Below are 21,278 nucleotides of genomic sequence, written 5' to 3'. Positions count from 1 at the left end.
TCAGTTGCGCGAATCAATCATTAACGGCGTCTTGCCGCTGTGCTTGTTTCGGGCGAAGTCTTTGATGGCACAGACTTCAACTTCGAGATTCAGTAACCCGCCGTGAATAATCGTTGCCAGGGTCGGGTAACTCGACAGTCGGGCCTGCACGTCAACAGGTTCGAGTTCGCTGCGCAAATGGATGCGCTCGACACCGTCGGGTGCATGATCCAGCAGCAGTTGAAACGGCACTTGCAGATGCACCGCCAGTTCACTCAATGAAATGAAGTCGGTGCCGATGCGGATCAATTTGCCGTGACGTTGCAGCAGTTCGAAGCGTGGTGTGGCCAGTCCGCAAGCACAGGCGCCGGATACCCAGCGGCCGGTGTCGCCGACGTCATAGCGCTGAACGTTTTGCGCCTCCCGGGCGATGGAGGTGAACAACAGACGGCCGACTTGATTGCCGACCACAGGCTCATCCGCGTCGAGCGCGACAATTTCCAGATGTTGGGTGTCGTTCATCAGATGAAAAATGCCATCTCCCGTACCCTGGCAGGCATGGCCGAGGGGACCGGCGTCGACACTTCCGTAAATCGCCGAGCGGATGCTGGTCACGCCGCAATTGCGCAGAAGAGCACGACTCGGTTCACTGAGATGTTCGCCACCGAGAAACACCTTGGTGATGCCGCCGTAGGCTTGCAAGCGCTCCCGTTCGTTGAGAAACAAGCGGTGCAGAGTGCTTGGCATGCCCATCAGCACCGTCACGCGCTGACTGATGATCAGCTCGGCGATGTCGCGGTAATCGTCATCGGCCGGAGCGCCCATCGGCAGGTGGGTGATGTCCAGCAACTCAAGCGCTTTGGCGAAACTCAGGAAACCGCCGTACAACCCGCCGCAGAAGAACAGGTTCATTACCCGATCCCGCGCCGGATCCAGGCCCGCCGCGAACAAGCCGTCCGCTGTTGCGCGCATCTGTCGATGGAAATCACCATAGCTATAACCGGACAGCGCGGGTGTCCCGCTGCTGCCACCGGAGCGGAAATACAACTGCGCCGCCGCGTTGAACGGCTGGCCCTTGAAACGCTCCTTGTCCATGATCGGCTGCCCGCAAAGCGTTACGGGTACAGGCGCGGGATCAAGGGTGGCGTGGCTTGGCAACAGGTTGGCGGCGACGCTCACCGACACACGTCGACTAAGCCGTTGCAACGCGTAAACGCCATCATGGGGCTCACCGTCATAGCCATCGTGAATGCCGGCCACCGGTGTGATGCGCGTCACACCGGCACGGATCAGCATTAGCGCCAATTCGCCAATCTGTGCTTCGCCGCACAGCAGCGCGCAACTTTGCAGGACATTGCGCCATGGCAGCAGAGTGTCGGTAATCAGCGAACGGGGTACCGGATGCAGCAGCAAGCTGCGAAACAGCGGGGAGGGGGCGAGCTGACGCTCGTGCGCCCAGATCACCCGCCAGCCCGGCGCGCTCCAGACATGGCCGGTTTGTTGCGCGAAACTCTGCGCCAGGCGTGCCATGTGCGTGTGCGTGGTGATTTGCGCGCCTTCCTGTGGCGTTGGCAGCAGCGCCGGCCAATTCCCGGCGCGGCGTTCGAAAGCTGCCGCCAGGCGTTCACCGATCTCGCGCAATACGAGCGGGTCGTCACTGTCCACCAGCAGCCATTGCGGGCTGGAGCAGGCCTGCTGATCCAGTCGACAGACTTCATCGGCGACGGCATCGAGGTTCTGCGCTGTGGCGGCTTCGGTCGTCAGATAGACGAAGCTGATGCGATGTCCCCAGTCGATCCACCGGCAACCCGGCGGGAGCTGCTTGCGAATGGCTTGTAAGGCGGGTTCACCCCCCCACGCCGCGACGCCATTGGCGCGTTTACACAGTTGCCCGATCTGCCCCGTGCTCACTGGCAATACCGCCACGTAACCCGCGAGTTGGCCACTCGAATCGCATTGCAACAACGCGTGCAGTAACCGTGCGGTCAGGCCTTGGTCGCTGCTGCTGGGGCGTAACCAGTTGACGTTGCCTGCCAACAGACTTTCCAGTACCGCGCAGAACGCCAGCAACGGCGCGTTGCCCGGCGTGATGTGCACCACCAGCCCGAGTGGACTCCAGCATTCGAAGCGCGATTGTCGATAGTCGATGCGACGCAATGAGCCCGGTTGGGCGCCGAGTTCGCGTTGCAATTTGATCTGCAATGCCTCGGCCGTGCAGAACTCGATCAGGGCCTGTCGATGTTCGCGATCAAGCGCGAGCGCTTGATTGTCGCCGCTCAGTTGCTCGGCAAAGCAGGTCGCGGCGCTGATCACCATGCTGCTTTGCAGCGGCGTGCTCAGATGATCCGCAAGATCTGCCTGAAGGCATTCAAGCGCAGCGTCAAGGTCGCAGGCGTCGCGTAATTGTCCGTCGATCAAGTACATATCAATAGCTCCCCAGCAGGTCGGCCGCTGCCATCGCGCAACTTCTGCCTGCGGTAGTGCCGGCGCGGCCGTGCAGTTCAAACCAGTCTGCTCAGCCCGCAGCCGCAACTTTGGCCAGGGTGCAACGTCGCCAGATCGCTCATCACCACCGCGTGCGCGGGACTGGACGAGATGTAGGGCGAGACGAATCCCAGCAGGCCTTGCTGGCCATAGGGTTGAATAGAAAAATCAGCTGGATGGCGCACGTACACCTTCGAATAGACCGGGACATGAAAACGGTGATGGGCGCATTCGATGTAAGGCACGGCATGCTCGACAGCACCGTAACCATCTCGACAACGCGAGGTTTCAATGCCCAGTTGGCGGTGGGTGCAGGCATAAAGTTGTTGCCTGGGAATCTCATGCGGGGCCTGGGTTTTCCAGCCGCCGCCGAAAAATGCCAGGGAGCCGGCCGGCAGTTTCAGATCTGGCATGCCGAGGGCCTGCATCTGTTGCAAGGTCTGCCAGAGAAACGCCGGGAAGCCGAGAATGCGCACCGGCAGACCTTCTTCGGCAAACGCCTTCAAGGCCTGGATGACGCCAAACACATCAAACCGATGACCGTCACCGGTGCTGCGCAAGGCATAGATCACACGGTTGGCGGGGGCGAAGCGGCACAGAAACTGATCGGTGAACGAGGTGCCAAGCGTGATCAGCCCTTGCGGTTCGTAACTCAGCAGCAAGTAGTTGCAGGGCGTGTCCGGGGTGTCCCAGCCGTAATGGCGGAAGATCTGCGCGACCATGAATTGCGCCGCGCCAAGGCTGCGCTCGTCATAGCGCATGCGGCTGCGCTGACCGCTGGTGCCGGAAGATGTCAGTTCCAGGGCGTCGGCGCCGGTGCTGCTGAGCAGCAGCCGTTGTTTGAAAAAATTGGCGAAGATCGGTGGCAAGCGCGACCAGTCATCAAGTGTGCCCAGGTCATGCGCACCGAGCCCGTGGGCGTTCAACCAATGTTCGTAGCCCGGTGTGTGTTGGCAATGAAAACGGCTGATCTCGGCCATGGCCCGTTCGAACAGGCCCGTGGGCACGGAATGCGGGCAATAGGGATGGGGCAACGCGCATAACGCATCGCTCGCGGGTAAATGGATCATCGATATTCCCTTATTCAGGTGCGGCGAACGCGGTCTTGGCGTCTTGCAGAAACCAGAGCAGCAACGGCAGGCACATCAAGCCTCCGAGCGCGGCCCACAGCGCGAAAAACTCAAGCCGGGTTCCGCCGCCAATGGCCGCGATTATTGAGCCGCCGATGCCCATCACGGCAATCGAAATCATGCCGACCATGGCCGAAACAAGGCCTTTGCTGTCATCCGAACAAAACAGCGCCAGCCGATACAGCGCCGCATTGCTGATGCCCAATCCAACGGCGTAAAGCGCCAGGCTGGCGACTGTCGCTGTCAGTCCCAGACCCTGCATCGCGCAGCCGATCAGCGCCAGCAGGCCCAGGCAGAAGGGCCAAAGCCCCAGTTGTATAAGGCGTGATAACGAATGCGTCACCAGCAGACGGTTGAGAATCAGATTGCCGACGATGACGGCAGAGAAAATCGGAATTTGCCACAGGCCGTACGTCAGCGGTGTCAGGCCCAGGCCCTGGATCAGCAGCAACGGCGCCAGACCGATCCAGGCAATCAGTGGCAGGCTCATCAGCCCCAGGGCCAGGCTCGCGCCGAGGAACCGCGGGTTACCGAGCAGGGCGAGGTAGCGCTGGCGAATCTGACGCATGGAAAAATCCACGCGGGCTTGCTGCTGCCCATCGCGACGGACAACCCCCACGGTCTCCGGCATACAGGCGTAAAGCCCCAGCCAGACCAGCACAGCAGCAATGCCGAGTGCCAGAAACAGCTCGCGCCATGTCAGCCATTCCAGCAGTACGCTGCCGAGCATGGGACCGAGCAGCGGCGATAGCAGCGCAATGTTGCCGAGCAGGGCCATCAGGCGCACGGCATCCGCTTCGCAGAACACCTCTTGCAGGGCCGGATAACTGACGGCCACGACAAACCCCAGCCCCATGCCCTGTATCAGGCGCAGCGCATTGAACGCTTCAATGCTGCGGGTAGCGAAAGCGGCGGCACAGGCAGCAGCGAATGCGGCGCAGCCGATCAACAGCAGTCGGCGCCGCCCCCAATGATCGGACATGGGTCCCAGCAGCCATTGCAGGCAGACGCCGCCCAGCAGATAAAGATTGAAGGCATTGGGAACATGGCGAACATCGGCCTGGAACTCTTCAGTAACGCCCAACATCGCTGGCATGATCAAGTCACTGGCCATATAGGTCAGGAGTTCAAAAGCGCTAAGCGCCAGGCAGAATCCCACCACTTGGCGTGGACCGATTCTTATCAATGTTCTCTGCATAAACATCCTTGTCAGGTAAGGCGAAGGTTGCAGAGCCTAGGTCCAGACATTGGCGTGACCTACTGGTTAGCTGAAACATCAGATTTCGAATCTTTGCGGGATATGGACTGGATCCAAAACGCTCGTAAAACCACAAGTTGCCGGGCAGGCATCCCTTGCCAAAAAAATGCCCGCGAAGGGCGCGGGCATTGTTTGTCAGTTAATTCAGCGTGTATTTTTCATGCCCGAAATCTGACACTGGCGGGGAGGCGGGGTGAAATATCCTGTCAACGATGTTGATGGTAGCCAGGGCCTCCACGGTCGTAACGATGATGGTCGTCGTGCCAGCCGCCGTGGGGAAAGATGATGCAGCCACTCAGGGTCAGCAGGGCGAGAACAGGAAGCAGCCAGGTGATTCGACGCAGCATTTGAATAATCCTCATGTTAAAGCCGTCATGAAGCCAAAAGCCTTCATCGGCTGTAACATGAGACCCCGTTTGCTGCGGCGCATCCCCGTAAGACGGTAAGTGCATGGCATGCAAGTGGACACAAACCGGATACATTCCAAAGTTTCAGGAAGCCGCAATGACCCAGAAGCAACGTTTGATTTATTCGATTCTGATCGCCGTCTCCGTACTGGCGATCATGCTCGGCCTGTCCTGGCTGCAGAACACCGGGAAGATCGATGAAAAGACCTTCCAGTACATCGCCATCGGTGTGGCGGTGATCGTCGTGGTGATCAACGGCGTAATGCGCCGCAAGGTCAAACCCTGACGGCGATCGCAGTACGTTTCACTCGGTGTCGAGAACTGCAGCAGCCTCCGGATGCAGGCTGTAGCTCTTGTCCGCGTTGAAGGTGATCACGCCTTCGGCGCTCAGGCGCTTTAGGACTTCGCGCACACTGAGGAAGGACAGCGGAATATCCAGATCCAGCAATTGGCTATGGACGCCGCGAACGCCCAGGCGACGGTCGTTTTGTGCCGCGACCAGCAGGGCGTCGATGACCTTCAGGCGAATCAGGCTGGTGCGCAGACCGAAGCTTTTAAGCAGCAGCCGGATGCGTTCGTTGCCGTGACGCTCGATGCGTTGTCCGAAGTCGCTCGCGTGGGGGCTGATGGATGCTCCTTGTGACGCCTGGCTACCGTCCGTTGGTAGTTGCGGGTTGTACATGCAATTACTCCTTTTCAGAGCCCGATCGGGAAAGGTTTTTTTGCGCTCTCTAAACAAGACGTTTCAGCTCGCCAAATCATGAAAGAAAAAATGTAGAAAATTTGTCGGGATTTCGTCTTCTGCGCGTAATCACTGCGCAAAACTGCCGCGCACCGCGCTAAATTTTTTTCGTCGACGTTCGTTTTCAGATCAGGCTCATTGCGCGTGGACGCGTGGGCGTTACCAACAGCGGATCCGTTGCCCGTCACATGTTTCGCGCGGCAAGGCAGGTCCGCTTTTCGGCATTTCGATCAGGAGCGAGCGTGATTATTTCCAGGCAGTTAACCGGACTGGCCGTTGCCGGTATGCTTTTCGGGCTGAGCCTTTCGGCCCATGCATTCAGCCCCTCCATTGATACCAGTGCCGAGATCCGTCGTACCGGTTTCGGTGTGCCGCATATCCGCGCACAAGACGAGCGAGGCCTGGGTTTCGGCATCGGTTACGCCTATGCGCAGGACAACCTGTGCCTGCTGGCCAACGAGATCGTCACGGTCAATGGTCAGCGTTCGCGTTATTTCGGGCCGGATCAGCTCACTGTCGAAGAACGTGAAAACCGTGTCAGCGATGTCTTTTTCAATTGGCTTAATACGCCGGAAGCGGTCAGCACCTTCTGGCAGGCGCAAACGGCACAGGTGCGTGATCTGGTCCAGGGTTATGCCGCGGGCTACAACCGCTATCTCGCCGAACGCCGTCAGCAGGGCCTGCCGCAACAATGTCAGGGCGAATGGGTTCGCGATATTGCCCCAGAGGATCTGGTCAAACTGACCCGTCGTCTGTTGGTCGAGGGCGGGGTTGGACAATTCGCCGAAGCCCTTGCCGGTGCCACGCCGCCACAGGCCACGGCCCGGATCGCCAACGATACGCACGCCTACCAAATGGCAGATGTCCGTCAGCAGCGCTTCGCGCTTGATCGTGGCAGCAATGCCGTGGCGGTGGGAGGCGAGCGGTCATTCAACGGTCGCGGCATGCTGTTGGCCAACCCGCACTTTCCCTGGGTTGGCGGTATGCGTTTCTATCAAATGCACCTGACCATTCCCGGCAAACTTGACGTCATGGGTGCCGCGTTACCGGGCCTGCCGATGATCAACATCGGTTTCAACCAGCATCTGGCCTGGACCCACACGGTCGATTCCTCCAAACACTTCACCCTGTATCGCCTGCAACTCGATCCGAAAGACCCGACGCGCTATCTGCTCGATGGCCAATCATTGCCGATGAGCAAGCAGACAGTGACCGTGCAGGTCAAACAGGCCGACGGGCAAGTGCTGCCGGTGGCACGCGACATCTACAGCTCGAAGTTCGGCCCGATTGTGCAGTGGCCGGGCAAGCTCGATTGGGACAATCAGTTCGCTTACAGCCTGCGTGATGCCAACCTCGACAATGATCGCGTGCTCAAGCAGTGGTATGCGATGAATCAGGCTTCCACGCTCGAGGATTTGCAGGATTCGGTGCACAAGATTCAGGGTATTCCCTGGGTCAATACGCTCGCCGCAGATGACAAGGGGCAGACGCTGTACATGAACCTGTCGGTGGTGCCGAACGTCAGCGGCGAAAAACTCGCAAAGTGCAGTGACCCGCGAATCGGCACCCAGATGATCGTGCTCGACGGCTCAAACAGCGCCTGCGCCTGGGACGTCGACCCGCAAGCCGCGCAGAAGGGCATTTTTGCTGCCAGCCAATTGCCGCAACTGCTGCGCAAGGACTTCGTCCAGCACTCCAACGATTCCGCATGGCTGGCCAACCCGGCGCAACCGCTCACCGGTTTCTCGCCGTTGATCAGTCAGGACGGCCAACCGCTGGGCTTGCGTTCGCGCTTTGCCCTCGATCGTCTGGCGAGCCTGAACAAAAAAGGCGCGCTGGGGGTCAAGGATCTGCAGCAGATGGTGATGGACGATCAAGTGTATCTGGCGACCCAGGTGGTGCCGGATCTGCTGAAGTTCTGCGCCGCTGACCTTGGCGCCGATGCGCAAGCACTGAAACCGGTGTGTGCCAGCCTGAAGGCGTGGGACGGGCGGGCCAATCTGGATTCGGGCCTGGGCCTGGTGCATTTCCAGAACATCATGCAAGCCCTGCAGCAGTCGGTGGACATCTGGCGTGTCGCCTTCGATCCGCAAGACGCGCAACACACGCCGCGTGGTCTGGCGATCGAGCAACCAGCGATGGCCAAGGCGCTTCGCGAAGCAATGCTGGCGTCGATCGATACCGTGGCCAAAATGGGCCTGAAACCGCAAACCCGTTGGGGCGACATTCAGGTGGTCAGCAGCGGCGGGCGGCAGACGCCGATCCATGGCGGGCCGGGTACGCTGGGGATCTACAACGCGATCCAGAGCGTGCCACGCGAGGATGGCAAGCTTGAGGTGGTCAGTGGCACCAGTTATCTGCAAGTCGTGACGTTCGATGAAAAGGGCCCGCACGCGCAGGGGCTCTTGGCGTTCTCGCTGTCCAGCGATCCGGCATCGAAATACTCGCGCGATCAGACTGAGGCATTCTCGAAGAAACAGTGGAGTGTGCTGCCGTTTACCGAACAGCAGATCCAGGCGGACCCGCAGTATCAGGTGCAGACCATTCACGGGACGTTGAACAAAACGGGGAAAGTCGCCGCCCAGTAAACACGGCGTTACTGGAAGCACAATTGAAGGCCGCATCCCGCAAGGGGCGCGGCCTTCAGCTTTTTGGCGGCTGTTGCGGCATCGGGTTGATCACCGGATTGCCTTCCTTGTTGCGCGTCAGGTAAACGGGCAAGACCTTGGGCAAGGAGTTGGCGAGGTTGTTCAGCTCTTTGATGTTGTAGATACCGCCCACCCGAATCGCTCCGGTGCTGTTGTCGGCGAGCATCAACGGTTTTTCCAGGTAGCGGTTGATCAGCGGCAGGGCTTCACTGAGCGGCAGATTGTCCAGCACCAGTTTGCCGCTGCGCCAGGCCAGCGAAGCATCGTCAGGGTAGGTCTGGCTGATTTGCGGCATGTAGTCGCCCGGTTTGTAACGCGCTTGCATGGAGGGCTCGAGACGCAAGCCATCGCCCGGCAATTGACGATTACTGCTGACCAGCACCGAACCTGCGATCAGGTTCACCCGCACTTGATCCTCGTACATCCAGACATTGAACCGCGTGCCGGTCACCCGAATCCTGCCTTCGCCTGCCCGCACGACAAACGGGTGCGACGTGTCGTGACTGACGGTAAAGAATGCCTCGCCTTTTTTCAGCGTGACGCGGCGTTCGTCCTTGTAGTTGCTGAAGGTCAGGTCAGTGTTGAGGTTCAGTTCGAGTTGGCTGCCGTCACTCAGCGTCACCTGACGCACATTGTCAGTGGCGGCAAAATGCTCATAACTGTTGGGCAGCAAGCCGAGATGCCAACCGGTGTAAGCCGTCAAGGGCAACGCCAGTGCGCAGACCCCGGCCGCTATCGCGTATCGGCGCCATGGGCGGGCAGGCTGAGCAACCGGCACGACAAATGCTGTATCCGGGCGCGGCAGGTGTCCGGCAACGTCCCAGATTTCCAGCATGGCTTCGTACTCGAATGCATGCAGAGGATGAGCATCGTGCCATTGCTGGAATGCGCGACGCTCTTCGTCCGTGCAGTCGGCGGCGTGCAAACGCATGCACCAATGCGCGGCGGCATCGGTGATCGCATCGTATTCGGCTTCCGAGAGAGTGTCTTGGGTCATTGACTCATCCTGATTTCGCACATTCTAACCTTGACGGGAAGTTGCCGAGAACATAAGTCATGGCATTTACCCATCAAAGTGGAACTTATTTTTCGCTCAGGCGCCCAAAAAACAGGACGCCAATGACCACTATCCATAAATGGAGTGAAAAAATGATCAAGAAGACCTTTGCTGCCCTGATTGCCACTGCAAGCCTGCTCAGCGCCGGTGCCGCGCTGGCAGACAAGCCAGGCGCAGGCTGGATCACCATCGAAAAAGCCATCGAGACCGCGAAGACCAAGGCCGGTTATGTCGAGGTCTACAAGATCGAGGCCGATAACGATGGCTATTGGGAAGGGGAAGGGCGCAAGTCTGACGGTGTCGTCTATGAGTTCCGCATCGATGGCGCATCGGGCAACATTCTGCGCGATCAGAAAGACTGATCCCGACCGTCTGAGCCAGGGCGCAGGTTTCGACCTGCGCCTTTTTTTATGTTTTTTTCAGGGTGCCGGTACCGGGTCCAGTTGCCGGCCCATCTCGCAGATCAACAGGGCAAGCGAATCGGCATTGTGCAAAATGATGTCGATCCGTGCGTCGGCTGAGATCCGGTTGTAAAAAGCGTTGCGTGCCTCATCCATGGTCGGGCTGCTGGTCAGCCTGAGTATTTCTTTGCCGATGTGTTTGCCATCGGGGCTCTTGTCCAGATCGACAAACTCCCCGGGGCGGTGGCTTTCACGCGCAAAGAGTGCCTGACGCGGCGTTTGCAGGGACAGCGCGGTGCTTCGAAAGTCTTCCAGCGCATCCCTCAGGTCTCGCCCGAAGACCGTGATGGTGTTGATCAGATCGGGAAACGGTCGCCGCGCTTCCAGTAAGGCGAAGTCTTCGGTGCCAGAGTATTGATGGGAAAATTCGTGGATCAGGGTGGCAGCCTGGGCGTGGCCTTCGATGTTGAAGGGCTCACTCAGATGCTCCTGGTAGTAGGCCAGGTTCGGGTCGAAGAAATGCTCGGTGAAATGCACCATTTTGCGCTCGTCCTTGATCAGTACAAACGCACTGACAGAGGACTTGTAGATATTGGAGCCCACCACAAACCGCTCGGTGTTCATCAGGTCATCGCTGGGGTCTACCAGCGCTTCACAGATCGGCACGATCGCCTTGTGCACCTTGCTTAACAGGTTTTTATCGACCGCAGTCACCCCGAAAAAAACCTTGAGAAAGCCATCCAGCCGGCTGCCGGGAACGTTGGCTTTAAGCTGGGCCAGATTGTGCAAACTGTTGAAAGCGTAAAAGCGGGCAATGTCGATGGCCTGCTGAATCTGCCGTGCTTTATACGGATGAAGGCGCTGAATCTCCTTCATGCCAATCGCTTCAATGTTCAACAACGCCCTGCGGTTGGCTTCAACATCATCCGCGCGCGACAGGATCGACATGACTTTGCCGTAATGCGCGGCGTTCTGATCAGGCGCCAGCAACAGGCGCGAGCCGCTCTGGACCAGGCACGGACCGGGTGCCAGATCGTTGACCATCTGCCAGACGGGTCCTGGTTGTTCTACACGGTTTACCTTGCCAGCGATCGGCGCATAGGTGCGCTTGCTGAGCAGATCCTCGTAGAGGCCGGTTTGTGGGACATGCCGCAGATCCTGCAGCGCGACATCCGTGGCTTCGAAGGGCTGCAACTCGGTGCGCAGCGGCGAGGTGGTTCTGATCTGCGACCAGCTCGGTGCAGCCTGCGCGCTGAGCGGTGCGGGGATGTCGGTGACGGGCGCGGCGCCTTCCAGCTTGAGACGCCCCAGCGAGATCATTTGCGCCGCCCCTGAAATAAAGCTTTTCAGGGCTTGCGGCCAGTGATGATCCTGCAAGCCTTCGGCGGAGTGCTTGAAGTCTTTGTAGGCCTGCCAGAGAAAAGTGAGGTAGGACACTTTACCCGGTAGCAGGCTCGCGCTCAGGCTGATACCTCGGTTGAACAGCGCTTTGGCCGTGTCCCAGTCAGCCTGGGCGTCGCGTTGCAATTGGCAGCTCAGCAATTGCGGCAGCAGTTTGAGGTTGTCAGTGAAAAACCTGTGCAGCACGTTGCCGGTGATGGGCGTGCTGGACAGGGTGAACTCACTGGTCGTGCCAGCACTTGATTGTAGAAGCGTAGCGAAGACCGACTGTTGCGCCTGGGGCAAACGGCGAATCAGCAGGTCCTGGAAACTGCCCGGTGTGTTGATGGCGGCGATGACGCTCGCCGAATCCGCGAACTCGCGCAACACCTCTTCGCCATACGGCGAATACAGGACCAATGGGCCGGTGTGGCCGCCGCCCGGACCGATCAGGTACATCCCCAACGCTTCGACAGCGACTGCGCCTGCGGTCTTGAACAATGACAGCGGAGAAACAATCGCGTGGGCGCCGTCGACGGTTTTGCGGGCGAGGCCATCCGGCATGTCGAGCACCTGACACAGATGATCGAACGCGCTGGCGGACAGCTGTTGCTGCATCTTCAGACCCTGCGCATGTTGCAGCAATTGCCAGGGTAGCTGGCGATAAAAGCGCTGTCTGCGCGCCGTGGCTTGCGCATTGCCCGGCGACAACGCGGCGGTGATCTTTGCTGCGAATATCGTGGGAATGTCCAGCGACAACAGCAATTGTCTGACAGCGCTTTGATCCAGGCCGGCCGGTAGACGCCGGGTGGTTTTCGAGGCGACCTTGAACCCGGTGCCCTGGCCGATGTTGAAATGATTCAACGCAAATTCCGTCAGCGGGCGCGCAGGGCCGGCCAATGCCAGGTTGGGGGTGATCTCGATATTCTGCGGGTCGAGCGCGCTACCCGGGAAACGGCTGTTGAGCAACGACTGCAAGCGCTGGCTGACGTACTCGGGCAGTGAAGGCAGATCGCTGAGGTAATCCTGCTGGTCAACCACGCTGTGGCGCCATTGCTCCAGCAGTTCGAGATAAAGCTGTTGCTCCTGCACCGGCGCCATGCCCATCCAGGCCGGCAGCGATTGTTGCTGGCAGATGGCGTTGGCCAGGTAGACGCTGCGCTCCAAATTGGCGTCAATCGGGGTTTTCACCACAACGTCAAAGGCAGCCTTGAGTTTCGACGCCGTCTTGATGCGCTGGCGAAGCTGATTGCAACGCGCAAGGAAATGCTCGATGCCGGACTGCACACGTTCCAGCAGCACGTTGTCCTCGATCAACCGCAGGGCACCCAGCGTGTACTCGTTGTGAAACCGACGTTGCTGGGGCAGCAGGTTTTCCAGCAGGGTCAGGCGCTCAAGCTTGTCCTTGAGCCGATGTTCCAGGGCGAGGCGGGCGGCACCGATGCTGGCGAAGACTTCCAGGCCCTGCGCGGGTGTCCACAAAACGGCGCGACCGGAGTACAGGTCATCCAGGCCGCCACGCTCGGTCAGTAAAAAGCAGTGGGCCAATGCCAACGACTGAGACACCCCGGCGCTCCTGAGGGTGATTGACCAGGCATCGGGCCGGAAACCATTGAGCGAGCGACGATCATCGCGGCTGGGCTGAGCGTTGTTGAGCACGGTGTCGACAATCGCCTGCTCCGGCGCCGTCAGCGAACCACTCATCACGCGTAGCTGCGCCTCATGGGTCACGCCGCTGACCAACACGTTGCTGAGCCTGCCTTTGAGAGTGTCGAGGTAACGGCGCTGTTCGGCTTCGGTCGCCGTCGGCTGCCCTCTGAACGTGCCCGTCAGCACGATGTTTTCCAGATCACAGGTGTCGGCAATCCTCGTCGCCTTGTGCGCCAGCACTTCGGAAGGTTGTTGCACGCCGGTCAATACCGGCCGTGTCGACCAACGCTCGCCGGCGTCGAGAGTCAACAGCCGTTCATGCAGCATGGTGCGGATATCCAGGGCCTTGTCGAACAATGAATGAATGTCGACGCCGCCATCGCTTTGGCGGAACACTTGCAAGGCGTAGGCGATGTTCTGCCGTTGCTTGGTGATAATCGCCTCGCACAGCACTTTGAAGGGCTCGCCGCCGAGGCTTTCTCCCGTCACGTTCGGGCGATTGAAACCGATGAACCGATTGCGCTCCTGCATGCTCAGCAAGCCATAGAATTCGTCCTGATGACCGCGTGCGCCGAACTTGCTCAACACGGTGTCTCGCAGGTCAGGGTAGTCCTTGAGCACCTGCAAACCGTGCGTGGGCGTGTACAGACAGGCATCGATGTGGCTGATCATCAGCGAACCGGCCAACTCGACATACTCGGGTTGGTACTCCCAGATCCGCACGTTTTCGATGGTCGGGCGACCGGCCGGTAATGCGTCGGGCTGAATCATCTGATGCAGGACGGCGAACTTGTCAGCGCTGAGGATGGCGCCTTCGCGTTTGATCATCAGGTCGGCGCGCGCCTGCTCTTGGAGCACGGCACTGAAGAACGCGTTACGCGGCGAACCTGTTTCGGCGGGCGCCTGCCAGTAGTGTTGCAATTGTTGAAAGAGCAACACCTGCAGCTTGCCCGCGACCGCATCAAGCGCCTCTTCCCATACGGCCTGGTCGCGATCGAACGGTGCACGCCCGGGATGGGAAAACTCATGCATCTGGTCAGTTGGCCAACCCTGATTACGGTAGACCATCAAGACTGCGTCACTCAGGCTGACGGAGTCGTGCCAGTGCCTGACGGACTGCGTTGGCGATGCGGCGTTAGCGCTGCCCAGCGCGGCATCGAGGTAGAAGTTGACCCGGGTCAGCGCCTGATTGATGTGAGGCAAACGGATGTTCAACAAACCGTTGAAGAGCGTTTCCAGCATCGATGTCAGCGAGGGCAGGCGTTTCAACTCGTCGAGCGTGGCCTGGGCATTGCGTTGCTGGCTCGCGAGAATCTGCGCCTTCTGATGATCGAAAATGTCGCCTTCGATGGTTTCGAACGTCAGCGTGCGTTGCCGCTGTTCGACAATGTCCCTGCGTTGGCCGAGCGCGATGAAGGCCAGAAGCAGGTCGTCCTCTTCGGCATCCTTCAGACGTTTTTCGAGCTGTTTTTTCAGCGTGGCCAGGTTTTCGTATTTTTTGATGCCGTCATAGGGCGTGTACAGGATCGCGCCCCGGTCATCAGGCGTTTCGCTGAGAATGAAACAGCCTGCCAACGTCACCGAGGGCGCCGTGCCTGCGTGAATGTGAATGCTTTGCGCGAGCATCGGCGGGGTTTGCCGGCTGCGCAGTGCCTGGGTGGCGAGTTTTACATGGCCCAGCCAGATGAAATCCTTGGCATTGAGGTTGTGCGTTTTACCCAGTTGCCTCCACTGCTCGGGAAAATTCAGGGTTTCGGGGAACAGCAGCGGGGATGCCGGCTCAGTCATCATCAGGTCTCGAAATGGCGCGTGCGGCGCGAAGAATGAAGTCCGAGACTAGGGGCGATGAAGGCGGCGCAGGTGGTAGATAGTTATCGCATGGCCAGGCGCTGAAGCTTTTGGCGGCAGGCGTCGAAGGCTTGACAGGGTACCGTTGTGGCGTGGTTAATCGGTGCGCAAGTTGTCCGTACGCTGGTGTTCCCTCCAATAACTATTCTGGAGCTTCAGATGTCTGCGCCAAACGATTGTGCAATACCTGCGGCCGCTTCCTCGATTACCGTTGAGGCGCTGACCCGGTTGCTTGAAAGCGTGTTTCTGCGCAATGGCACCAGTGCCGAAGTAGCGCGGGTGCTGGCCGCCAACTGCGCCAATGCCGAGCGTGATGGTGCTCACAGCCACGGCGTGTTCCGCATTCCCGGCTATGTTTCGACCCTGAGCAGTGGCTGGGTCAACGGCCAGGCAGTGCCCCAGGTTGAAGACGTCGCCTCGGGTTTTGTCCGGGTCGATGCCGGCAATGGCTTTGCCCAGCCTGCACTGGCGGCAGCACGAGCGCTGCTGGTGGAGAAGGCGCGTCACGCCGGAATCGCCGTGTTGGCCATTCGCAACTCTCACCATTTCGCCGCTCTGTGGCCGGATGTCGAGCCTTTCGCCGAGGAAGGGCTGGTGGCATTGAGCGTGGTCAACAGCATGACTTGCGTGGTGCCACACGGCGCTGACCGGCCCTTGTTCGGCACCAATCCGATTGCTTTTGCCGCCCCGCGCGCCGGCGCCGCACCCATCGTTTTCGACCTGGCCACCAGTGCCATCGCCCATGGCGACGTGCAGATCGCCGCGCGCAAAGGTGAAAAACTACCGCCGGGGATGGGCGTCGACAGCCTCGGCCAGCCGACTCAGGACCCCAAGGCGATTCTGGAAGGCGGGGCATTGTTGCCATTTGGCGGGCACAAGGGCTCGGCGCTATCGATGATGGTCGAATTGCTCGCAGCGGCGCTGACGGGGGGGAATTTTTCTTTCGAGTTCGACTGGTCCAACCATCCAGGGGCGAAAACACCGTGGACCGGCCAGCTATTGATCGTCATCGACCCAAGCAAGGCAGCGGGGCAGAGCTTTGCCGAGCGCAGCGAAGAACTGGTGCGTCAGATGCATGGGGCAGGGCTCAAGCGCTTGCCGGGGGACCGTCGGCATTTGCAGAGGGCGAGGTCACTGGCGCAGGGGATTGTGCTGGATGAGGCGACTTTGCTGCAGCTCAGAACGCTGGCTGGATACTGAGGTGTGGTGAGGGGACGAGTTCCCTCACCACAGGAGATTGCTTAGCGACGACCGAGCAGCAGACCCACCACCAGGCCAAAGCCGGCCGAGATGGCCACGGTTTGCCAAGGGTGGCCGCCGATGTAGCTTTCGGTGGCGTCGACCGCAGGTTTGGTGCGATCACGCACACTGGATACCGAGTCCAGCGCCTGCTGCAGCTTCACCGAGATTTGTCCGCGCAGGGTCTCCGCTTCTTCACCTACCATCGAGGCACTGCTCTTGAGTAGTTTTTCGGACTCTTCGATCAGCGCCTGGAGTTCGCTGAAGGCTTGATCCTTGATTTGATCCTGGGCGGCTTGCACGGCGGATTTGCGGGCCATTGGGTGACTCCTTGCAGTTGAATGGACAGTGATCAATGGAGTGTGACGCGGGGGCAAAAGTTGCACTGAATTTAGTCCGGAATCAAAAACCTGCGCGGGAGATTTCCGTCGAGCGTGTAAGATGTCGGCATTTTACGCCGCAGGATAAATCCCCATGAGTTTCAATCTGGCCGACAAACCCCTCGCAGAGCGCGCCGCGCTGGAAGACGAGAAATCCCGTCTGTTCGACCTCTGGCAAAGTAATCTGGGCAAGGCCAAAGGCGAAGCTGCACGGTTGTTCGGCGAGCGGGCCAAGCGCAAAGGCAAATGGGCCGAGTGGGTCCGTGCGGAACTGGACGGCATGTCACCGCCGGAGTTCGCCAACATGGTGCGCAGTGAGGTCAACCGCTTGATGGCGGCGAAGTAACGCCGCTTCAGTCGCGGTTGAAGCACGCAACAATGGCTTCGCGGACTTTCACCACCACAGGGTCGATCTGGGTACTGGTGCGCCAGCCCAGCTCGATCGGGTAACGCGGCAAGGCCAGCGGGCAGGGCAACAGCGCCAGGCCGCTGAGGGCGGCGATGCTCGCGGCAGCATGCGCCGGAATCGTCGCCACCGCCTGACTGCCCTTGAGCAGAAAAGGCAGCGCGGCAAAATGCGTGGTCGACGCACATACTCGTCGAGTCAACCCTGATGCCGCCAGCCCTTCATCGGTGATGCCGATAAAACCACCCGACGACACCAGAAGATGCTCGCGGGCAACAAACTCCTGCAGATCGATTTGTTGCTGGCCGGGCGCAAGGCTCACCGGGTCCACCAGGCACGCATAACCCCCTTCGCCCAACACCTGACGGCTGAGCAAGCGTTCGGCAAAGCCGCCGGCAGTGATCGCCAAGTCGATGCTGCGTTCCATCAGCGCGCGGGCGACGATCTGGCTGTGGGTCTGGCGGAAGATCAGCCGCAGTTTCGGTGCACTGCGGGCGATTTCCTCAATCAAGCGACGGCCGTAAGCAATTTCAAAATCGTCCGAAAGGCCAACAATGACCGAACGACCGTCGTAGTGATTGGCCGTCGGATCAACCATCGCCAGACTTTGCCTGCATTTGTTCAGCGCCTCGCTGACCACCGGTTTCAGCTGATTGGCCTTGAGCGTCGGCGCCAATCCGCGGCCGGTGCGCACAAACAATTGATCGCCGTAAACCTCACGCAGACGCCGCAATGCCGCGCTGACTGCCGATTGCGTCACGCCCAGGCGCAGGGCTGCACGGCTGGCACTGGATTCTTCATGCAGGGCTTCGAAGACTTTCAACAGGTTGAGGTCGACCGTGGCGATATTCATTTGGCTCATATCATTCAGCAGCGAACGGGGCTTTATTCATGATCCCGTGACGCCGGAGAATCAGCAACACCTGAATCGGATGGAGTGACCGCGATGCCAAAATCAATTGTTGCAGCGCTGCAAATCGGCGCATTACCCGGCGGCAAAGACGCAACCCTGGCGCAGATTCTCAGTTGGGAGGCGGCCATCATTGAATCAGGCGCGGCTTTGGTGGTGATGCCGGAAGCCTTGCTCGGTGGCTATCCGAAAGGTGAGGCCTTCGGCACGCAACTGGGTTATCGATTGCCAGAAGGTCGTGAAGCGTATGCGCGTTATTTTGCCAATGCCATTGATGTGCCGGGTGCGGAGACCGACGCGTTGGCGGCTTTGGCGGCGCGCACCGGGGCCAATCTGGTGATCGGCGTGATCGAGCGCTCGGGCAGCACGTTGTATTGCACGGTGCTGTATTTCGATCCGCAGTCCGGACTTGTCGCCAAACACCGCAAACTGATGCCCACCGGTACCGAGCGACTGATTTGGGGCAAGGGTGACGGCTCGACGCTGCCGGTGCTCGACAGCCAGGTCGGCAAGCTCGGCGCGGTGGTGTGCTGGGAGAACATGATGCCTTTGCTGCGCACGGCGATGTACGCCAAGGGCATTGAGGTCTGGTGCGCACCGACCGTGGATGAGCGCGAGATGTGGCAGGTGAGCATGCGCCACATCGCTCATGAGGGGCGCTGTTTTGTGGTCAGCGCCTGTCAGGTGCAGGCGTCGCCGAATGAGCTGGGGGTAGAGATCGCCAATTGGCCGAAGGATCGTCCATTGATTGCCGGTGGCAGCGTGATCGTCGGGCCGATGGGTGATGTGCTGGCGGGGCCGTTACGGGGCGCGGCAGGGCTGCTGACGGCTGAAATCGATACGGATGACCTGATACGGGCGCGCTATGACTACGACGTGGTCGGCCATTATGCGCGGCCGGATGTGTTCGAGTTGAGCGTTGATGAGCGCGCCAAACCGGGCGTGCGGTTCAATACATAACCCTTGTGGCAAAGCCTGGCCTGGGTCGTATCTGGATCCCGACAGGACAACAACCGGGATCCTGGATTGCGCAGGCCTGGCAAGGTCAGTGGGTTGCTCAGCGAGGCTGACGCATTTTTACCAGGTCGCGGCGCTGGCCTTGGGCAGGCTGAGCTTGCCGCTGTCGACAAAACGCATGGTGCCGAACAGTCCGCCGGCGAGTTTGCCGCGCAGTACGTAGGGCAGGTTGTCGAGGGTTTGCGTCTGGCTCAGGCCGAGGGTCTGGCGCAACACCGAGAACGCGGAAACGCTGACCGGGACGCTGACCACGGTTTCAGAAAACCGCGCGATCGTCCCGCTCTGGTCGCTGACGCCCGAGGCCAGCGAATGGCCGTTGACCTCGAGATCGAGGGCGATGCCGTTGTAATCGATAGCGGTTTCGTTGGGGTTCTGTACGCGCAGTTTGATTGCGAAACGCACTTCCAGATCCTGGCTGGTCAGCGGTTCGATCCCGACCACGTTGATGTTGACCGGGTCACGATTGGGAAACAGCGCGCAGGCACTGAGCGATAGCAAAAGTAGCGACAGGATCAAAGCGTGCAAGCGGCGCATAAACAGTCTCTCAACAAAAAAGGGCTGAGCCGCTACCGGATCAGCCCTTTTTTATTCAGAGCGCAGCGTTAGCGGTTCAACTGTGCGACAGCCGCAGGCGAGCCAGGTTCACCCTTGGCCGGGACATCCGGGTTTTCCATGACTTGCAGGATAGAGGCTTCCGGATCGAAGTCGTCCTCCTCAAGTTCGATGAATTCTTCCGGCAGGAAGATGTTCAGCACGATAGCGCACAACGCGCCCACGGTGATCGGCGATTCGAAGATGTTGCGCAGCGCCTGGGGCAGTTCGCGCAGGACTTCCGGCACGGCGGCGATGCCCAGGCCCATGCCCAGGGAAATGGCCACGATCAGCATGTTGCGCCGGTGCAGGCCAGCCTCGGCGAGGATCTTGATCCCGGCCACGGCCACGGTGCCGAACATCACCAGTTCGGCGCCGCCGAGCACGGGTTTGGGCATCAGTTGCAACACCGCACCAATCATCGGGAACAGCCCCAGCAACACCAGCAGCCCGGCAATGAAGAAGGCGACGTAACGGCTGGCTACGCCGGTGAGCTGAATCACACCGTTGTTCTGCGCGAAAGTCACCATCGGCATGCTGTTGAACACCGCAGCCATTGCCGAGTTGAGACCATCGGCGAGCAAACCGGACTTGATCCGGCGGATGTACAACGGGCCTTTGACCGGTTGCCGGGAAATCATCGAGTTGGCAGTCAGGTCACCGGCAGCCTCCAGCGGCGAGACGAGGAAAATCACCGCGATGGGCACAAACGCCACCCAGTCGAAATTGAAACCGTACTTGAACGGCACCGGTACGCTGACCACCGGCACGTCGGGCAGATTGGCAAAGTCCACGGTGCCCATCAACCACGCAACGACGTAGCCGAGGGTCAGGCCGATAACAATCGCACCCAGGCGCAGGAACGGCACATCGACTCGGTTCAGCACAACAATGGTGCCGAGCACCAGCGCCGCCAGAAACAAATGGCTGGCGCCGCCCAAGTCCGCTGCGCCGAAACCGCCGGCGATGTCGGTCATTGCCACTTTGATCAGCGACAGGCCCATCAGCGTGATGATCGTGCCAGTGACCACCGGGGTAATCAGCATGCGCAGTTTGCCGATGAACTGGCTCAGCGCCACTTCAATGAACGCAGCGAAAAAGCACACGCCAAAGATCGTCGAGAGGATTTCATCGGTGCCGCCACCGCGGGCCTTGACCATAAACCCGGCACTGAGAATCACGCTGATAAAGGAAAAACTTGTTCCTTGCAGGCACAGCAAGCCAGAGCCCACCGGGCCGAAACGCTTGGCCTGAACGAACGTGCCCAGGCCCGAGACGAACAGCGCCATGCTGATCAGGTAAGGGATTTCGCTTTGCAGACCGAGGGCGCCGCCCATGATCAGGGTCGGGGTGATGATGCCGACGAAACTCGCCAACACGTGTTGCAGCGCTGCAAACACAGTGGCGGTCAGGTGCGGGCGGTCGTTGAGGCCGTAGATCAGATCGTTGTTGCGCAGGGCTTTTTCGGAGGCGGTCATGATGATTTGCGCGCCGTGAGGCGGGGCCGGGTCAGAAAATGGAGGCGCAGGATGCCGGAAGAGAGCGGCGAGGGCAACGCAATAAAACTGCCTGAAAGGTCAGGTTTTATTGGGTGTGGAAGGTTTGAACACAGCCTCGATCCTGTAGGCGCTGCCGAAGGCTGCGATCTTTTGACTTTGCTTGTTCATAACACAAGCCAGATCAAAAGATCGCAGCCTCGTTTCACTCGACAGCTCCTACAGGGAGTTGGGGTGACTTAAAGGCGTGGCATA

At 59.7% G+C, this 21,278-nt stretch carries 16 protein-coding genes and 1 pseudogene; 6 read left to right on the top strand and 11 right to left on the bottom strand.

What is annotated here, in order from left to right; genetic code table 11:
- The 4 genes and pseudogenes from IEQ42_RS11420 to IEQ42_RS11405 form a co-directional block, all read right to left on the bottom strand.
- Positions 1-2,403, bottom strand: a complete 2,403-nt coding sequence (locus IEQ42_RS11420; RefSeq protein ID WP_210703590.1) for an acyl-CoA reductase — start codon at positions 2,401-2,403, stop codon at positions 1-3.
- A 1-nt stretch (position 2,404) separates the two neighbouring features.
- Positions 2,405-3,533, bottom strand: a pseudogene (locus IEQ42_RS11415) (LuxE/PaaK family acyltransferase).
- A gap of 10 nt (positions 3,534-3,543) precedes the next feature.
- Positions 3,544-4,791: an MFS transporter gene (locus tag IEQ42_RS11410; protein ID WP_210703589.1), complete on the bottom strand. Its 1,248-nt coding sequence runs from the start codon at positions 4,789-4,791 to the stop codon at positions 3,544-3,546.
- Between the two features lie 266 nt (positions 4,792-5,057).
- Positions 5,058-5,198 carry a hypothetical protein gene (locus IEQ42_RS11405; RefSeq protein WP_210703588.1) on the bottom strand — a complete coding sequence of 47 codons (141 nt, stop codon included), beginning with the start codon at positions 5,196-5,198 and terminating at the stop codon, positions 5,058-5,060.
- Positions 5,199-5,355: 157 nt separating this feature from the next.
- Here IEQ42_RS11405 and IEQ42_RS11400 point away from each other — a divergent pair, with 157 nt between their 5' ends.
- On the top strand, positions 5,356-5,544 hold the full coding sequence (locus tag IEQ42_RS11400) for a hypothetical protein (protein WP_042559024.1): 189 nt from the start codon (positions 5,356-5,358) through the stop codon (positions 5,542-5,544).
- Between the two features lie 18 nt (positions 5,545-5,562).
- Here the strand turns inward: IEQ42_RS11400 and IEQ42_RS11395 are convergent, their stop codons facing one another.
- Positions 5,563-5,940 carry a fe2+ zn2+ uptake regulation protein gene (locus IEQ42_RS11395; RefSeq protein WP_210703587.1) on the bottom strand — a complete coding sequence of 126 codons (378 nt, stop codon included), beginning with the start codon at positions 5,938-5,940 and terminating at the stop codon, positions 5,563-5,565.
- Between the two features lie 302 nt (positions 5,941-6,242).
- On the opposite strand from IEQ42_RS11395, the gene pvdQ reads away from it, so the two are divergent.
- On the top strand, positions 6,243-8,588 hold the full coding sequence (gene pvdQ / locus IEQ42_RS11390) for a bifunctional acylase PvdQ (RefSeq protein WP_210703586.1): 2,346 nt from the start codon (positions 6,243-6,245) through the stop codon (positions 8,586-8,588).
- 55 nt (positions 8,589-8,643) lie between these two features.
- Here pvdQ and IEQ42_RS11385 read toward each other — a convergent pair whose 3' ends face one another.
- Entirely contained in the window at positions 8,644-9,645 is a 1,002-nt protein-coding gene (locus IEQ42_RS11385) for a FecR family protein (RefSeq protein WP_210703585.1), read from the bottom strand.
- Positions 9,646-9,797: 152 nt separating this feature from the next.
- Here IEQ42_RS11385 and IEQ42_RS11380 point away from each other — a divergent pair, with 152 nt between their 5' ends.
- Positions 9,798-10,067 (top strand): PepSY domain-containing protein, encoded by a 270-nt coding sequence (locus tag IEQ42_RS11380; protein WP_210703584.1) that lies wholly within the window; start codon positions 9,798-9,800, stop codon positions 10,065-10,067.
- 57 nt (positions 10,068-10,124) lie between these two features.
- Here IEQ42_RS11380 and IEQ42_RS11375 read toward each other — a convergent pair whose 3' ends face one another.
- Positions 10,125-14,924: a dermonecrotic toxin domain-containing protein gene (locus IEQ42_RS11375; RefSeq protein WP_210703583.1), complete on the bottom strand. Its 4,800-nt coding sequence runs from the start codon at positions 14,922-14,924 to the stop codon at positions 10,125-10,127.
- 219 nt (positions 14,925-15,143) lie between these two features.
- Here IEQ42_RS11375 and IEQ42_RS11370 point away from each other — a divergent pair, with 219 nt between their 5' ends.
- Positions 15,144-16,184, top strand: coding sequence for an Ldh family oxidoreductase (locus IEQ42_RS11370; RefSeq protein ID WP_042559029.1), 1,041 nt, complete (start codon positions 15,144-15,146; stop codon positions 16,182-16,184).
- Between the two features lie 41 nt (positions 16,185-16,225).
- Here IEQ42_RS11370 and IEQ42_RS11365 read toward each other — a convergent pair whose 3' ends face one another.
- Positions 16,226-16,543: an ElaB/YgaM/YqjD family protein gene (locus IEQ42_RS11365; protein ID WP_210703582.1), complete on the bottom strand. Its 318-nt coding sequence runs from the start codon at positions 16,541-16,543 to the stop codon at positions 16,226-16,228.
- A gap of 154 nt (positions 16,544-16,697) precedes the next feature.
- Here IEQ42_RS11365 and IEQ42_RS11360 point away from each other — a divergent pair, with 154 nt between their 5' ends.
- Positions 16,698-16,949, top strand: coding sequence for a hypothetical protein (locus IEQ42_RS11360; protein WP_042559031.1), 252 nt, complete (start codon positions 16,698-16,700; stop codon positions 16,947-16,949).
- 7 nt (positions 16,950-16,956) lie between these two features.
- On the opposite strand, the gene IEQ42_RS11355 is transcribed toward IEQ42_RS11360, so the two are convergent.
- Positions 16,957-17,871, bottom strand: a complete 915-nt coding sequence (locus tag IEQ42_RS11355; RefSeq protein WP_210703581.1) for a LysR family transcriptional regulator — start codon at positions 17,869-17,871, stop codon at positions 16,957-16,959.
- Positions 17,872-17,955: 84 nt separating this feature from the next.
- Here IEQ42_RS11355 and IEQ42_RS11350 point away from each other — a divergent pair, with 84 nt between their 5' ends.
- Positions 17,956-18,879 carry a carbon-nitrogen hydrolase family protein gene (locus IEQ42_RS11350; protein ID WP_210703580.1) on the top strand — a complete coding sequence of 308 codons (924 nt, stop codon included), beginning with the start codon at positions 17,956-17,958 and terminating at the stop codon, positions 18,877-18,879.
- A 117-nt stretch (positions 18,880-18,996) separates the two neighbouring features.
- Here the strand turns inward: IEQ42_RS11350 and IEQ42_RS11345 are convergent, their stop codons facing one another.
- Together IEQ42_RS11345 and IEQ42_RS11340 are read right to left on the bottom strand one after the other, a co-directional pair.
- Positions 18,997-19,470, bottom strand: a complete 474-nt coding sequence (locus IEQ42_RS11345; protein WP_210703579.1) for an LEA/WHy family protein — start codon at positions 19,468-19,470, stop codon at positions 18,997-18,999.
- 68 nt (positions 19,471-19,538) lie between these two features.
- Positions 19,539-21,005: a nucleobase:cation symporter-2 family protein gene (locus IEQ42_RS11340; protein ID WP_210703578.1), complete on the bottom strand. Its 1,467-nt coding sequence runs from the start codon at positions 21,003-21,005 to the stop codon at positions 19,539-19,541.
- Between the last annotated feature and the right edge of the window lie 273 nt (positions 21,006-21,278).

It is taken from the genome of Pseudomonas iridis (assembly GCF_017980685.1).
Taxonomy (GTDB): Bacteria; Pseudomonadota; Gammaproteobacteria; order Pseudomonadales; family Pseudomonadaceae; genus Aquipseudomonas; species Aquipseudomonas iridis.
Note: the sequence above shows the minus strand (reverse complement) of the source record. Positions and strands in the feature narration are given on the sequence as shown.